Genomic DNA, 15,572 nt, shown 5'->3' with positions numbered 1-15,572 from the left:
GGCACCCCCATCACGTCACACCCCACGGAGACCACCATGAGTTCACGCAACAGCCAGGCCAACAAGGCTGCCGCCCGCGAGCGGCTGCGCGCCGAGCGCGAGGCGCAGGCGAAGAAGGACAAGATGCGCCGCCAGGTGATCGTGGCCGGCGCGGTCGTCGCCGCCCTCGCCCTGGCCGGCGGCGTCGGCTACGCGATCATGCAGTCCAACCAGCCGGGCTACTGGGACAAGGCCGCCAAGGCCGAGCTGATCAAGCCGAAGAACACCGAGGGCGAGGACGGCACCACGGTCGTGGTCGGCAAGGCCGACGCGAAGAAGACCCTCGAGGTCTACGAGGACTCGCGCTGCCCGGCCTGCGCCCAGTTCGAGCAGGCGGTCGGCGGGCAGATGAAGAAGGACGTCGAGGCCGGCAAGTACAAGCTCCAGTACTTCGGCGCCACCTTCATCGACAACGCCGTCAAGGGCGAGGGCTCGAAGAACGCCCTGAGCGCCTTGGGCGCAGCGCTGAACGTCAGCCCGGAGGCGTTCTTGGACTACAAGGCGGCCCTCTACTCCAAGGAGCTGCACCCGGAGGAGACCGTCGACAGCTTCGCCAAGGACGACTACCTGCTGAAGGTCGCGGACACGGTCCCGGCGCTCAAGGGCAACGCCGAGTTCAAGAAGGCCGTCGAGGACGGCACGTACGACCGGTGGGCGCTGGAGATGTCGAAGGCCTTCAACAAGTCCGGTGTCACGGGTACGCCGACGCTGAAGATGGACGGCAAGAAGATCGACACCCCGGGGACCCCGGAGGCGTTCACGGCCGCGATCGACAAGGCCCTGCAGGGCTGAACCCCGGCCATTTTCGGAGGCCTCGTTTCCGGACAAGGCAGGCCCAACGGGCGGGCGGACTCCCAGAGTTCGCCCGCCCGTTGCGTTCCCGGTCTTGCCCCCGCGGTCATACCGGCCAGTAATATGATGATCCGTGACCAGTCATCTCCCTTCCCCTGCGACCGCGGCAACCCCCCGCCGTCGCACGGTCGTTCTCGCTGCCGCGGCCACGGCCGCCCTGGCCCCCCTCGGCTCGCTGGGGGCCTCGGCCGCCCATGCCGCCGAGAGCGCACCGGCCTTCCTGCACGGCGTCGCGTCCGGCGACCCGCTGCCCGACGGGATCCTGCTGTGGACCCGTGTCACCCCCACCGCCGAGGCCGTGCCGGGCTCCGGCCTCGGCCCCGCCGTCCAGGTCGCCTGGGAGGTGGCCGCGGACAAGAACTTCTCCGGCGTCGTCGCGAGCGGCACCGTCACGGCGAGCGCCGCCACCGACCACACGGTCAAGGTGGACGTGCGCGGACTGCAGCCGCAGACCCCGTACTGGTACCGGTTCACGGCCGGCTCCACGGTCTCCCCGACGGGACGCACCCGCACCACCCCCGGCCACGACGTGACCACCTCCGGGGTCCGCTTCGGCGTGGTGTCCTGCGCCAACTGGGAGTCCGGCTACTTCTCCGCCTACCGGCACCTGGCCGCCCGCACCGACCTCGACGCGATCCTGCACCTGGGCGACTACATCTACGAGTACCAGTCCGGGGGGTACCCGGAGGCCAAGTACGTCGTCCGCGCGCACGAGCCCCGGCACGAGATCGTCTCGCTCGCCGATTACCGCACCCGGCACGGCACGTACAAGACGGACGCCGACCTCCAGGCGCTGCACCACGCCCACCCGGTCATCGCCATCTGGGACGACCACGAGTTCGCCAACGACGCCTGGGCGGGCGGCGCGGAGAACCACACGGCGGGCGCCGAGGGCGAGTGGGCGGCCCGCGCGGCCGCCGCCAAGCAGGCGTACTTCGAGTGGATGCCCGTCCGCGCCTCCATAGCGGGCACCGTCTACCGGCGGCTGCGCTTCGGCACCCTGGCCGACCTGCACCTGCTCGACCTGCGCTCCTTCCGCTCCCAGCAGGTCAAGGTCGGCAGCGGCTCGGTGGACGACCCCGAGCGCACGCTGACCGGGCGCGCCCAGCTCGACTGGCTGAAATCGGGCCTCGCGACCTCCGACGCCACCTGGAAGCTCGTCGGCACCTCGGTGATGATCTCGCCGGTGGCCTTCGCCTCGCTGCCCGCGCACCTGATCGGCCCGCTCGCCAAGCTGCTCGGCCTGCCCGAGGGCGGCATAGCGGTCAACGTGGACCAGTGGGACGGCTACACGGACGATCGAAAGGAACTCCTGGGCCACCTGAAGGACCGGGGCGTGAAGAACACGGTCTTCCTGACGGGCGACATCCACATGGCGTGGGCGAACGAGGTCCCCGTGAACATGGCCACCTACCCCGGTTCGGGGACGGCGGCGACCGAGTTCGTGGTCACCTCGGTGACCTCGGACAACCTGGACGACATCCTGCACGTGCCGGCGGACACCGCCTCACTGGTCGCCGAGTCGGCGATCAAGGCCGCCAACTGGCACGTGAAGTGGCTGGATATGGACGCGCACGGCTACGGCGTGCTCGACGTGACGGCGGAGCGCTCGCAAATGGACTACTACGTGGTGTCCGACAAGCGGCGCCAGGACGCCACGGCCGCCTGGTCCCGCTCGTACCGCACCCTGAACGGCACGCAGAAGGTGGAGCGCGCCTACCAGCCGGTTCGCTGATTGACCGTCAATTCTCCTGTGGGACGGGGCGCCTGGTACAGACCAGGCGCCCCTGTGCGTTTTCGGCAACAAATCTTTTACGCAAGGCTCTTGACCTGAAGATGTCATGCACACATAAGCTTCGCGCCAGCTGAAGAGATCCTTCACGCCAACAACCCCCCACCGCGAGGAGCACACGTGCGCGCAATTGCCCGCATATCCCCCCTTCTTCGCCGCCGCCTGATGGGCACGGCGGTCCTGGCCGGAACCTTGGCATTCACCCCGCTGGCCGCCCCCACCACGCTGGCGGCCGCGAAGTCCCCCGCCGAGGTGTGCGCCGAGGAAGGTACGACCGGGGCCGCCGCCAACGCCCGTGTCGCCCGCGCCCACGAGGAGCACGCGGACGAGCCCAACGAGGTCACCGACGCCCAGGCGAAGGCCATGGACGCCGACCTCAAGGCGAAGCTGGACAAGGCCCTGAAGAACCAGCCGCAGCGCAGCCTGGCCGCGGCCGAGGCCGTCGTCAACATCCCCGTGTACTTCCACGTCGTGCACTCGGGCACCGCCGGCAAGCTCTCGGCGACGGACATCAACAACCAGCTGTCGGTCCTCAACGCGGCCTACGGCGGCCAGGGCACCGGCAATGTGAACACGAACTTCCAGTTCACCCTCGCGTCGACCGACTACACGGACAACGCCGCCTGGTACAACCTGGCCTCCGGTTCCCAGGCCGAGAAGGACATGAAGAACGCCCTGCGCCAGGGCGGCCCCGGCGCGCTGAACTTCTACACCGCCAAGCTCTCCGGCGGTCTGCTCGGCTGGGCGACCTTCCCGACGTCCTACAACTCCGCCCCCAAGATGGACGGCGTGGTCGTCCTGGACAGCTCGCTGCCCGGCGGCTCCGCGGCCAACTACAACGAGGGCGACACCGCGACCCACGAGGTCGGCCACTGGCTGGGCCTGTACCACACCTTCCAGGGCGGTTGTAACGGGAACGGCGACTACGTCTCCGACACCCCGGCCGAGAAGAGCGCCGCGTACGAGTGCCCGACCGGTCGCGACAGCTGCGCCAGCAAGCCGGGCGCGGACCCGATCCGCAACTTCATGGACTACACGTACGACTCGTGCATGTACCAGTTCACCGCCGGCCAGGTGGCCCGCATGTCGAGCAGCTGGACGGCCTACCGGGCCGGCTGACGCCTCGGATCCGAACAAGCCGCCGTTCCCCAGGCGTCAGTGAGCGCGCCCGGGGAACGTGATCGGCGGACGGTTCCGTCCGGCCAGGACCCCCGGCAACGGGGACAGGGCACGGTCCGGAGAGCGCCGGACCGTGCCCTGCCGCGTCGCACCGGGTCTACAGGCCGTCGAGGAAGCCGAGGGCGACCTTCCAGGCCTGCTCGGCGGCCTCGGCGTCGTAGTCGTCCAGCCCCGGGTCGGTGAACAGGTGGCCGGCGCCGGGGTAGCTGTGGACCTCCACATCGGCCCCGGCCCGCTGCATGCGCAGGTACCAGGCCGTCAGCCAGTCGTGCGGCTCGAAGGGGTCCGGGTCCGCGACGTGCAGCTGCACGGGCAGCGCGTCCACCGAGGCGTCGTCGTCCAGGTCCGCCGTCCCGTGCAGGAGCAGCAGCCCGCGCGCCTTGTCGTCGGCCAGCGCCAGGTGCTGTGCGAGGGAGCCGCCGAAGGAGAAGCCGGCGTAGACCAGGCCCTGCTCGGAGTGCGGCGCGGAGGCCAGCACCGCCCGCTTGAGCAGCTCGTCGCGGCCTACCTCGTCCTGGTGGGCCATGCCCTCCTCGACGGTCCCGAAGGTGCGCCCCTCGAAGAGATCCGGCACGTGCACCTGGTGCCCGGCCTTGCGCAGCCGGTCGGCAGCCTCGTGCACCGCGGGCCGCAGCCCGTACGTCGAATGGAACAGCATGATGTTCATACCCACCATCGTGCCAGTTTCCGCCTGACGCTTCCGGTTACGCCCAGACCCTTCCGGTTACGTTCATACGCATGGAGATGGACACCGTCCTGCGCCCCGCCCTGTTCGTCGCCGGGGCGCTGGTCGTCACCCTGATCGCCGGCGGAGTGGTGGACCTGCTGCTGCGCCGCGCCGACGCCCGGCACCCCGAAACCCCCCTGTGGGGCCTGCTGCGCCGGTGCCGCGTCCCCTTCCAGGTGGTGCTGTGCACCTCACTGCTGCGCGGGTCCCACCGCCAGGCGGGAATCCTCCCCGAGCACGCCTTCGGCATCGGCCGCTTCCTGACCCTGGTCCTGATCGCCTCCACGGCCTGGCTGGCCGTGCGCATCGCGACGGCCGCCGTCGACTCCACGTACGCGCGCTACGCCTCGGTGACCCAGGACGACGCCCGAGTCCGGCGGGTCCGCACCCAGGTCACGCTGATCCAGCGGGTGGTCACGGCGGTGGTGATCGTGGTCGCCGCGGCGGCCATGCTCCTGACCTTCCCGCCGATGCGGGCGGTCGGCGCCTCGATGCTGGCCTCCGCGGGCGTGCTCGGGATCGTGGCGGGCATCGCCGCCCAGTCCTCGCTGGGCAACCTGTTCGCCGGACTCCAGATCGCCTTCGGCGACACCGTCCGCATCGGCGACACGGTCGTGGTCGACAAGGAGTGGGGCAAGGTCGAGGAGATCACGCTGACCTTCCTGACCGTCCGCACGTGGGACGAGCGCCGCATCACGATGCCGGTCTCGTACTTCACGAGCAAGCCCTACGAGAACTGGTCGCGCGGCGGCGCGCAGATGACCGGCACGGTCTACTGGCACGTGGACCACAGCGCCCCCGTCGACCTGATGCGGGCCCAGCTCCAGACGATCCTGAACGACATCCCGGAGTGGGACGGCCGCGGCTCGAGCCTCGTGGTGACGGACACCACCCCGCACACGGTCGAGGTCCGGGCGGTGGTGACGGCGAAGGACGCGGACGACGTGTGGACGGTCCGCTGCGCGGTCCGCGAACGCCTGATCGCCTGGCTGGTGGCCCACCACCCCTACGCGCTGCCCCGCGTCGCGACCTCCGAGGCCGCCCCCCGGCCGCAGGCCTGACCCCACCTCAGCCGAGGAGCGTGGCGGTGCACTCCTCGGCGAGGTCCTCGGCGTGCGGCGGCAGCTCGCGGCCGGCGCGCAGGTGGCGGCGGACGACGGCCAGCGGCAGGTCGATGAGGGCGAGGGCGATGCGGTCCTGCCCCTGGGGACCGGTCACGCCGAGGGCCTCGCCGAGCGCCCCAAGGGCGGTGTAGACGCGCAGGTTGCCCCGGTCGGCGCGGTCCCTGTGCTCCTCGGACCAGTCGGCGCGGCCGAACTCCTCGGCGCCGTGGAGCAGTAGCGCGGCCTCGGCCGGATGGGCCCGGCTCCAGGCGACGACGTGACGGGCCGCGGCGCGCGCGGCCCGGCGGGAGTCGGGGTCCGCGGCGAGCGCGGCGAGGTAACCCGCCTGGAAGTCCTCGACGGTACGCAGCCACACCTCGGCCAGCAGCGCCGCGCGCCCGGCGAACCGGTGGTACACGGAGCCGCTCGGCGCCCCGACCGCCTGGGCCACGGCGGACATGGTCACCGCCGCGGGCCCGCCGGCGGCGGTGAGGAGCACGGCGGCGTCGAGGAGCCGGCCGGTGTCGAAGCGGGGTGGTCGCGCCATGAATCAGAGAGTACCCTCCAATTAATTAGAGAACAGTCTCTAATTAATTGGGGAGGAAGACCCATGCCCGTCTTCAACGTGCACGAACGCCTGCTGGCGGCCAAGGCGGACGAGGTGGGCGCGCTGCTCGACAGCCTGTCCGACGGCGCGGCCGACCGGCTGTGGCCCTCGCGCAGCTGGGGAACGCTGGAATTCGACCGTCCGCTCTCGGTCGGCGCGGTCGGCGGCCACGGGCCGGTCCGCTACACGGTCGCCGCGTACGTGCCGGGGACCTGGATCCGCTTCACCTTCACGGGGCCGCGCGGCTTCCACGGCTTCCACGAGTTCGCCGTGCTGCCCCTCGACGAGGAGCACACGCTGCTGCGGCACACCCTCGCGATGCGGGTGACCGGACTCGCCCGGCTGACCTGGCCCCTGGCCTGGCGGTGGGGGCACGACGCCTGCCTGGAGGACTCCCTGGACCTCGCCGAGCGCGCCACCACCGGCGCCCTGCCCCGCCCGGCCCGCTGGTCCCGCTACGTCCGGCTGCTCCGCATGCTCGCCCGCTGAGCTACCGCAGGCTCCGTACGTCCAGGTACCGCAGCACCCGGTCCACGATCTCCGGATCGGCGCCGGGTTCGCTGCGTGCGGCGAGCACCTCGTGGCGGGCGGCCGACAACATCTCGCGCTGAATGCGCTGGACGTCCCGGATCCGCTGCACCCGCTGCACGTACGCCTCCCGCCGCTCCTCGTCCACCATGTCGGGGCTGATCCGGGCCCCCACGTCGTACGCACGCCGGTACAGCGTCTCCACCAGGTCCTCCGGCAGGTCCTCGACCTCCTCGATCTCCTTCAGCCGCCGCTTCGCGGCCTTCGCGGCGCGGATCGCCAGCTGCCGTTCGCCCTCCCGCTCCGCGTCCGAGTCGGCCTCCACCCCCAGCCGCCGCACCAGCCACGGCAGGGTCAGCCCCTGCAGCACCAGCGTCGCCATGATCACGGCGAAGGCGATGAAGACGATCTGGTCGCGCGCGGGAAAGGGGTCGCCCGCCGCCGTGTGAAGGGGGATCGCGAGGGCCAGGGCCACCGAGGCCACTCCCCGCATCCCGGCCCACCACATGACCACGCTCTCCCGCCAGCTCAGGGGGATCTCCTCGTCGTAGTCGCGCCCCGTGTGCAGCCTCTTGGCCAGCCAGCCCGCCGGCAGCAGCCAGATCAGCCGTACGCCGACCACCACCGCGATCACGGCCGCCGCCCAGCCGGCCATCTCCCACTCGCGCCCGCGCGCCGTGCCGAACACGTTGTGCAGCTCCAGCCCGATCAGCCCGAACGCCACGCCCGTGACCAGCATGTCGACGACTTCCCAGAAGGTGTGCCCGGCGAGCCGCCCCAGCACGTCGTCCGCGTCGTTGGCGTACTCGGCCAGGAACAGGGCGGTCGTCAGCACGGCCAGCACGCCGGATCCCTGGAACTCCTCGGCCAGCACGTACGAGACGAAGGGGACGAGCAGCGTCAGCCCGATCTGCAGCGTGGCGTCGCCCAGCCGCCCCATCAGCCGGTTGGCGGCCCAGCCGAGCGCGAGCCCCACGGCCACGGCGACCACGGCGGACAGGACGAACTCCCCGAGCGCGTCGGGCCAGGAGAAACTGCCGCTGACGGCCGCGGCGACGGCCACGTGGTAGAGCACGATGGCGGTCACGTCGTTGAAGAGCCCCTCGCCCTCCAGGATCGACACCATGCGGCGGGGCAGCCCGAGGGAACCGGCCACTGCGGTGGCGGCGACGGGGTCGGGCGGGGCCACGAGCGCGCCGAGCGCGACGGCGGCCGCGATCGGCAGCCCGGGCACGACGGCGTGCGCAACGGCGGCGACGGCGGCGGTCGTCACGAAGACCAGCGCCACGGCGAGCAGCAGGATCGGCCGGACGTTGGCCGCGAACTGGCGCCAGGAGGTCCGCTGCACGGAGGCGTACAGCAGCGGCGGCAGCACCAGCGGAAGGATGTACTCGGGCGGCACGTCGACGTTGGGCACGGCGGGCACCAGCGCGAGGACGACTCCGCCGATGGTCATGAGGACGGGCGCGGGCAGCCCGAGCCGGTCCCCGAGCGGCACCGTGACCACGGCCCCGAGAAGCAGCACGAACAACAGAGCAAGCTGGTCCACGCACCCACCCTGCCAGCCGCTGCGCCCGGCCCGGGCGGTGACGACCCGGCCCCGCGTGTCGGCGCTCAGCCCCGAACCCCTACGGCGCTGCGCGCCCGCGCCCTCCACGCCGGCGGGGCTGCAACGGCTACGGCACGGGCCGGCGCATCGCGCGGTGCGCGATGCCCGCGTCCTGGAACTCCGGGCCGTACGCCGCGTACCCGAGCCGCTCGTAGAAGCCGAGCGCATGCGTCTGCGCGCCCAGGTCCACCGCGGTCAGCCCCAGCCGGACCGCCTCCGCCTCGATCGCGCGGACCAGCGCCACGCCCACGCCCAGCCCGCGCGCGGCCTTGCGTACGGCCAGCCGCCCGAGCGAGCCGACGTCCTCGGACCCCGTCTTGCCCAGCGCCGCGGGCCCGTACAGCAGCCGCCCGGTGCCCAGCGCCACCCCGTCCGCGCCCACGGCCAGCACGTGCACCGCGTCCGCGTCGTACGCGTCGTACTCGATCGACTCCGGCACGGACTGCTCGACCACGAACACCTCGGTCCGGACCGCGAAGCAGGCCGCCATGTCGGCCTCCCCCGAGGCCACCCGGACGGTGAAGCCGGCGGACGTCACTCGCTCTCGGCCCGGATCACGTCCAGCGCGTGCTGGAGGTCCGCCGGGTAGGTGCTCTCGAACTCCACCCACTGGCCGTCCGACGGGTGCTCGAACCCCAGCCGCACCGCGTGCAGCCACTGCCGGGTCAGCCCCAGGCGCTTGGCGACGGTCGGGTCGGCGCCGTACGTCAGGTCGCCGACGCACGGGTGCCGGTGCGCGGACATGTGCACGCGGATCTGGTGCGTACGCCCGGTCTCCAGCTTGATGTCCAGCAGCGAGGCGGCCCGGAAGGCCTCGATCAGGTCGTAGTGCGTGACGGACGCCTTGCCGTCCTGGGTCACTGCCCACTTGTAGTCCGCGCTGGGGTGGCGCCCGATCGGCGCGTCGATCGTGCCGCTCATCGGGTCCGGGTGCCCCTGCACCAGCGCGTGGTAGCGCTTGTCCACGACCCGCTCGCGGAACTGGTTCTTCAGCGAGGTGTAGGCCCGCTCCGACTTGGCGACGGCCATCAGGCCGGACGTGCCGACGTCCAGACGGTGCACGATGCCCTGGCGCTCGGAGGCGCCGGAAGTCGAGATCCGGTAGCCGGCCGCGGCGAGGCCACCGATGACGGTGGTGCCGGTCCAGCCGGGGCTCGGGTGGGCGGCGACGCCCACCGGCTTCATGATGACGACGATGTCGTCGTCGTCGTGGACGATCTCCATGCCCGGGACGGGCTCGGCGACGACCTCCACCGGCCGCGGCGGCGCGGGCATCTCGACTTCGAGCCAGGCGCCACCGTGTACGCGCTCGGACTTCCCGACGACGCTGCCGTCGACCGACACCTTCCCCGCGGCCGCGAGTTCGGCCGCCTTCGTCCGGGAAAATCCGAACATACGGGCGATGGCGGCGTCGACGCGCTCGCCCTCGAGGCCATCGGGAACGGGCAGGGTGCGGATCTCGGGAATCGTACTCACCTGTCGAGTATGCAGGACTCGGCCGGGGAGCTTTCCCTCGATCAGTCCTTGTGGACGGTCCCGTCCGGGTCCAGACCGCGGAAGGACAGCAGGACGATCAGGATGCCGCCGCACACGATCGCCGAGTCGGCGAGGTTGAAGACGGCGAAGTGGGACGGCGCGATGAAGTCGACGACCGCCCCCCGGAACACTCCCGGCGAGCGGAAGATCCGGTCGGTCAGATTGCCCAGCGCGCCACCGAGCAGCAGGCCCAGCGCGATGGCCCACGGCAGGCTGTAGAGCTTGCGCGCCAGCCGCACGATCACCACGATCACGGTGGCCGCGATGCAGGTGAAGATGATCGTGAAGGCCTCGCCGAAGCCGAAGGCGGCTCCCGCGTTGCGGACCGCCTCGAACCTCAGCACGTCACCGACGATCTCGATCGGCGGCTGGTGCTCCAGCTTCGCCACGACCAGCATCTTGCTGCCGAGATCCAGCAGGTACGCGAGGACGGCCACGACGAGCAGGGCCACGATCCGCCGGTGCCCCCTGGGCTCGGCGGACTCGGGCTGGGTGTCGTCCCCGACGTCCGGCGTACCGATGATGCGCTCCGCCTCTGCCACGTGAGTCCCTCGAACTGGTTCGGACCAGGCTCCTGCTGGACCCTGACGAGACACGAGGGTACGACAGGGTCCTCGCCCCACGCCTGCCCCCCGCCTCCGGCGCCCGCTACGACGCTCCGCTCCCTAGTGCCTGCGTTCCTGCTTCTGCTTGCAGTCGACGCACAGGGTGGCCCGGGGGAAGGCCTGCATCCTGGCCTTGCCGATGGGCTTGCCGCAGTTCTCACAGATCCCGTACGTGCCCGCCTCCAGGCGTTCCAGGGCCCGCTCGGTCTGCTCCAGCATCGAGGTGGCGTTCGCCGCGAGGGCCAGCTCGGACTCCCGGGTGATGTTCTTGGTGCCGGTATCGGCCTGGTCGTCGCCCGCGCCGTCGCCCGAGTCGCGCATCAGGCCCGAGATGGCCACCTCCGAGGCATCGAGCTCGGCACGCAGTCTGAGCACCTCGCTCACCAGCTCGCTGCGGGCCTCGTCGACCTCTCCCTGGGTCCAGGGGTCCTCCCCGGGCCGTACGGCGAGCTCACCGGGCGCCGTGGCAGCCGTGACCCTCGTCTTGGGCAGCCCACTGGTGGCGGCCGCAGCCGCCTTCCTCGCCGTACCGGTGCTCTTCTTGGCAACCACGTTCCGGACTCCCGTCTGTTTCGCGGCCTGCGCCGCCCCCTCGGCCCCGGCCGGTGTGGCCGTGGCCTGCCGCTTCGCGACGGCGTTCGCCTTCTTGACGGCGGCCGCCTCCTCGGACGGCGCCTTGCCGGCCGCCGCCTTCTTGACGGCGGCCGCCTCCTCGGACGGCGCCTTGCCGGCCGCCGCCTTCTTGGCCGCCGTCTTCGCGGCCGCCTTCTTGGCCGCCGTCTTCGCGACGGTCGCCTTCTTCTTGACGGCCGCCTCCTTGACGGCCGCCTCCTTGACGGTCGCCTTCTTGACGGCCGCCGCCGCGTCCTTCGCCGGTGCCGCCGTCTTCGCGGGTGCCTTCTTCTTCGCCGGCGCCGCCTTCTTCACGGCGACCGCCTTGACGGCGTTCGCCCTCTTCGCCGGCGCCTTCTTCACGGGTGCTTCGGCCAGCGCCTCTCCGGCAGTACCGGCGATCTTCTTCGCCACCATGGCCGCGGCCCCTTCACATACTGTGATCATTGCTCGCGAATCGTGCCGGAACGATAAATCGGCACCGACCCCGCGGCAACGGGGCACGCATCCCGCGAGGTCAACCTGCATCCGTTGTGCCCATCCGGAAGCCCGGTAATCCGCCCCACGCGCCCCACGGGAGTCCGTACCGGCGCGCAGGGCCGTTCGGGTCACCCGCCAAGCCCTCCCGCGCCCCCGCCGCGCCGTGCCCGCGGCCCCCGCGCGGGCGCCCGTAAACCGGTCTGCCGAGCGCCCCCCGGCCCCGTACACTGGCCCCAGCGAAAGGCATGGATGGGGACGAGTAGCGTCGGACGCAGCCAGGAGCGACCCGGGGACGGTGAGAGCCCGGGGGCGAGCGCGATGTGAAGGATCACCCCGGAGCCGCCGGAAGAAAGCCCGTACGGATCCCCGTAGGGCCGGTAGAACCGGCTTCGCACCCCAATGAGGGGGCCGCCGGACCACGTCCGGGGGCCAAGGAGGGTGGTACCGCGGGAGCAGCCCAAGGCTCTCGTCCCTCCGGACGGAAGTGACACCCCGCCGGAGGAAGAGTTCAGCCTCATGACCACACCGCCGCAGTACCGCCCGGTCCCCGCCCAGGTCGACCTGCCCGCCCTCGAGCACGCCGTCCTCGACTTCTGGCGCGAGAGCAAGACCTTCGCCAAGACCCTGGAGCAGTCCGAGGGCCGCCCCGAGTGGGTCTTCTACGAGGGCCCGCCGACCGCGAACGGCATGCCCGGCGCGCACCACATCGAGGCCCGCGTCTTCAAGGACGTCTTCCCCCGGTTCCGCACCATGCGCGGCTACCACGTCGCCCGCAAGGCCGGCTGGGACTGCCACGGCCTGCCCGTCGAGCTCGCCGTCGAGAAGGAGCTCGGCTTCAACGGCAAGCAGGACATCGAGGCCTACGGCATCGCCGAATTCAACGCCAAGTGCCGCGAGTCCGTGACCCGCCACACCGACGCGTTCACCGAGCTCACGACCCGGATGGGCTACTGGGTCGACCTGGACGACGCCTACCGGACCATGGACCCCGAGTACGTCGAGTCCGTGTGGTGGTCGCTGAAGGAGATCTTCAACAAGGGCCTGCTCACCCAGGACCACCGCGTCGCCCCCTGGTGCCCGCGCTGCGGCACCGGCCTCTCCGACCACGAGCTGGCCCAGGGCTACGAGACGGTCGTCGACCCCTCCGTCTACGTCCGCTTCCCCCTGACCTCCGGCCCGCTCGCCGGCGAGGCCGCGCTCCTGGTCTGGACGACGACCCCCTGGACCCTGGTGTCCAACACCGCCGTCGCCGCCCACCCGGAGGTCACGTACGTCGTCGCCACCAACGGCGAGGAGAAGCTCGTCGTCGCCCAGCCGCTGCTGGAGAAGGCCCTCGGCGAGGGCTGGGAGGCCACCGGCGAGACCTTCACGGGCAAGGAGATGGAGCGCTGGACGTACGAGCGCCCCTTCTCCCTCGTCGAATTCCCGGCGCCCGCCCATTACGTCGTGAACGCCGAGTACGTCACGACCGAGGACGGCACCGGTCTGGTCCACCAGTCCCCCGCCTTCGGCGCCGACGACCTCGCGGTCTGCCGCGCCTACGGCCTACCCGTCGTGAACCCGGTCCGCCCCGACGGCACCTTCGAGGAGGAGGTCCCGCTGGTCGGCGGCGTCTTCTTCAAGAAGGCCGACGAGAAGCTGACCGCCGACCTCGACGCGCGCGGCCTGCTCTTCAAGCACATCGCCTACGAGCACAGCTACCCGCACTGCTGGCGCTGCCACACGGCCCTGCTCTACTACGCGCAGCCGTCCTGGTACATCCGCACCACCGCCGTCAAGGACGCGATGCTGCGCGAGAACGAGAAGACCAACTGGTTCCCGGACTCCGTCAAGCAGGGCCGCTTCGGCGACTGGCTGAACAACAACATCGACTGGGCGCTGTCCCGCAACCGCTACTGGGGCACCCCGCTGCCGATCTGGCGCTGCGAGGAGAACCACCTCACGTGCGTGGGCTCGCGCGCGGAGCTGTCGGAGCTGTCGGGCACGGACCAGTCCGCCCTGGACCCGCACCGCCCGTACATCGACGACGTGACCTTCACCTGCACCCACGAGGGCTGCTCCCTGGAGGCCGTCCGCGTGCCGGAGGTCATCGACGCCTGGTACGACTCGGGCTCGATGCCGTTCGCGCAGTGGGGCTACCCGTACAAGAACAAGGAGATCTTCGAGAAGCGCTACCCGGCGCAGTTCATCTCGGAGGCCATCGACCAGACGCGCGGCTGGTTCTACACGCTGATGGCGGTCGGCACCCTCGTCTTCGACAAGTCCTCCTACGAGAACGTGGTGTGCCTCGGCCACATCCTCGCCGAGGACGGCCGCAAGATGTCCAAGCACCTGGGCAACATCCTCCAGCCGATCCCGCTCATGGACCAGCACGGCGCGGACGCGGTGCGCTGGTTCATGGCCGCCGGCGGCTCCCCGTGGGCGGCCCGCCGGGTGGGCCACGGCACGATCCAGGAGGTCGTCCGCAAGACGCTCCTCACGTACTGGAACACGGTCGCCTTCCAGGCGCTGTACGCCCGTACGTCGAACTGGGCGCCCTCCGCCTCGGACCCGGCGCCGGCGGACCGCACGGTCCTCGACAAGTGGCTCCTCTCCGAGCTCCACACCCTCGTCGCCGAGGTCACGGAGGCGATGGAGTCGTACGACACCCAGCGCGCCGGCAAGCTCCTCTCCTCCTTCGTGGACGACCTGTCCAACTGGTACGTCCGCCGCTCGCGCCGCCGCTTCTGGCAGGGCGACGCGGCCGCGCTGCGCACGCTGCACGACGTGGTCGAGACCGTGACCCGCCTGATGGCGCCCCTCACCCCCTTCATCACGGAGCGGGTCTGGCAGGACATGGTCGTCCCGGTGACCCCCGGGGCGCCCGAGTCGGTGCACCTGTCCTCGTGGCCCCAGCCGGACGCTTCCCAGGTGGACGCGACCCTCTCGCAGCAGATGCTGCTGGTACGCCGCCTCGTGGAGCTGGGCCGGGCGACGCGGGCCGAGTCCGGGGTCAAGACCCGCCAGCCTCTCTCCCGGGCGCTGGTCGGTGCGGTGGGCTTCGACGCGCTCTCGCCCGAGCTCCAGGCCCAGATCACGGAGGAGCTGAACGTCTCCTCCCTGGCCTCGCTCTCCGAGGTCGGCGGGTCCCTGGTGGACACCACGGCCAAGGCCAATTTCCGTGCGCTGGGCAAGCGCTTCGGCAAGGGCGTCCAGGACGTGGCGAAGGCCGTGGCCGCGGCCGACGCGGCGGCGCTGTCGCTGGCCCTGCGCTCGGGCGGGGCCTCGGTGGAGGTGAACGGCGAGCCGGTCACCCTCACCCCGGAGGAGGTCATCATCACGGAGACCCCGCGCGAGGGCTGGTCGGTGGCGTCCGACTCGGGCGCGACCGTCGCCCTGGACCTGGAGATCACCCCGGAGCTGCGGCTCGCGGGCCTGGCCCGTGACGCGATCCGCCTGATCCAGGAGGCCCGGAAGAACTCCGGCCTCGACGTGGCGGACCGGATCGCCCTGCGCTGGTCGTCCACGGACCCGGAGGTCGTGACGGCCCTGTCGGACCACGCGCCGCTGATCTCGGACGAGGTCCTGTCCACGGACTTCGCCCCGGGCGAGGCCGACGCCACGTACGGCGAGCCCTTCACGGACGACTCCCTGTCCCTGACCTTCCGCCTCCGCAAGGCGTAACCCAACACCGCGCCCTTGCCCTGGCCGGGCCCAGCTCTCCGGGTACGGACCCGGCCGCCCTGGCCCTGGCCGGGCCCAGCCCTCCGGGTACGGCCCGGCCGCCCTGGCCCTGGCCGGGCCCAGCTCTCCGGGTGCGGGCCCGGCCGCCCTTGCCCTGGCCGGGCCCAGCTCTCCGGGTACGGACCCGGCCGCCCTGGCCCTGGCCGGGCCCAGCCCTCCGGGTACGGCCCGGCCGCCCTG

General features: G+C 71.5%; 13 protein-coding genes. 6 read left to right on the top strand and 7 right to left on the bottom strand.

Annotation, left to right across the window (positions count from 1 at the left end; all coding sequences use genetic code 11):
- The first annotated feature begins 36 nt into the window (after nucleotides 1-36).
- From AB0D44_RS15755 to AB0D44_RS15745, 3 genes are all read left to right on the top strand, one after another.
- Entirely contained in the window at nucleotides 37-831 is a 795-nt protein-coding gene (locus AB0D44_RS15755; protein ID WP_362590239.1) for a DsbA family protein, read from the top strand.
- 133 nt (nucleotides 832-964) lie between these two features.
- Nucleotides 965-2,626 carry an alkaline phosphatase D family protein gene (locus tag AB0D44_RS15750; protein WP_362590236.1) on the top strand — a complete coding sequence of 554 codons (1,662 nt, stop codon included), beginning with the start codon at nucleotides 965-967 and terminating at the stop codon, nucleotides 2,624-2,626.
- A 222-nt stretch (nucleotides 2,627-2,848) separates the two neighbouring features.
- Nucleotides 2,849-3,802 (top strand): zinc metalloprotease, encoded by a 954-nt coding sequence (locus AB0D44_RS15745; protein WP_362590339.1) that lies wholly within the window; start codon nucleotides 2,849-2,851, stop codon nucleotides 3,800-3,802.
- Between the two features lie 157 nt (nucleotides 3,803-3,959).
- Here AB0D44_RS15745 and AB0D44_RS15740 read toward each other — a convergent pair whose 3' ends face one another.
- Nucleotides 3,960-4,538, bottom strand: coding sequence for a dienelactone hydrolase family protein (locus AB0D44_RS15740; RefSeq protein ID WP_362590233.1), 579 nt, complete (start codon nucleotides 4,536-4,538; stop codon nucleotides 3,960-3,962).
- A 68-nt stretch (nucleotides 4,539-4,606) separates the two neighbouring features.
- On the opposite strand from AB0D44_RS15740, the gene AB0D44_RS15735 reads away from it, so the two are divergent.
- Complete coding sequence (locus tag AB0D44_RS15735) at nucleotides 4,607-5,650, top strand: mechanosensitive ion channel domain-containing protein (protein ID WP_362590336.1); 1,044 nt, start codon at nucleotides 4,607-4,609, stop codon at nucleotides 5,648-5,650.
- Between the two features lie 7 nt (nucleotides 5,651-5,657).
- On the opposite strand, the gene AB0D44_RS15730 is transcribed toward AB0D44_RS15735, so the two are convergent.
- Entirely contained in the window at nucleotides 5,658-6,239 is a 582-nt protein-coding gene (locus AB0D44_RS15730) for a helix-turn-helix domain-containing protein (protein ID WP_362590230.1), read from the bottom strand.
- Between the two features lie 63 nt (nucleotides 6,240-6,302).
- Here AB0D44_RS15730 and AB0D44_RS15725 point away from each other — a divergent pair, with 63 nt between their 5' ends.
- The gene (locus AB0D44_RS15725) at nucleotides 6,303-6,788 is read left to right on the top strand and encodes an SRPBCC family protein (RefSeq protein WP_362590227.1); all 486 of its coding nucleotides are present in this window, start codon (nucleotides 6,303-6,305) and stop codon (nucleotides 6,786-6,788) included.
- 1 nt (nucleotide 6,789) lies between these two features.
- Here AB0D44_RS15725 and AB0D44_RS15720 read toward each other — a convergent pair whose 3' ends face one another.
- From AB0D44_RS15720 to AB0D44_RS15700, 5 genes are all read right to left on the bottom strand, one after another.
- Entirely contained in the window at nucleotides 6,790-8,376 is a 1,587-nt protein-coding gene (locus AB0D44_RS15720) for a Na+/H+ antiporter (protein WP_362590224.1), read from the bottom strand.
- Nucleotides 8,377-8,503: 127 nt separating this feature from the next.
- Nucleotides 8,504-8,926 carry a GNAT family N-acetyltransferase gene (locus AB0D44_RS15715; protein ID WP_362590333.1) on the bottom strand — a complete coding sequence of 141 codons (423 nt, stop codon included), beginning with the start codon at nucleotides 8,924-8,926 and terminating at the stop codon, nucleotides 8,504-8,506.
- Between the two features lie 44 nt (nucleotides 8,927-8,970).
- Nucleotides 8,971-9,912 carry an RluA family pseudouridine synthase gene (locus AB0D44_RS15710; protein ID WP_362590221.1) on the bottom strand — a complete coding sequence of 314 codons (942 nt, stop codon included), beginning with the start codon at nucleotides 9,910-9,912 and terminating at the stop codon, nucleotides 8,971-8,973.
- Nucleotides 9,913-9,953: 41 nt separating this feature from the next.
- Complete coding sequence (gene lspA, locus AB0D44_RS15705; RefSeq protein ID WP_362590218.1) at nucleotides 9,954-10,514, bottom strand: signal peptidase II; 561 nt, start codon at nucleotides 10,512-10,514, stop codon at nucleotides 9,954-9,956.
- 123 nt (nucleotides 10,515-10,637) lie between these two features.
- Nucleotides 10,638-11,636 carry a TraR/DksA family transcriptional regulator gene (locus AB0D44_RS15700; RefSeq protein ID WP_362590215.1) on the bottom strand — a complete coding sequence of 333 codons (999 nt, stop codon included), beginning with the start codon at nucleotides 11,634-11,636 and terminating at the stop codon, nucleotides 10,638-10,640.
- A gap of 549 nt (nucleotides 11,637-12,185) precedes the next feature.
- Between AB0D44_RS15700 and ileS the strand changes: the two genes are divergently transcribed.
- The gene (ileS, locus tag AB0D44_RS15695) at nucleotides 12,186-15,332 is read left to right on the top strand and encodes an isoleucine--tRNA ligase (protein WP_362590212.1); all 3,147 of its coding nucleotides are present in this window, start codon (nucleotides 12,186-12,188) and stop codon (nucleotides 15,330-15,332) included.
- Nucleotides 15,333-15,572: the final 240 nt, after the last annotated feature.

The organism is Streptomyces sp. NPDC048349 (assembly GCF_040651925.1).
In the GTDB taxonomy this organism is placed as follows: Bacteria; Actinomycetota; Actinomycetes; order Streptomycetales; family Streptomycetaceae; genus Streptomyces.
This window is presented reverse-complemented; position numbering and strand designations above follow the sequence as displayed.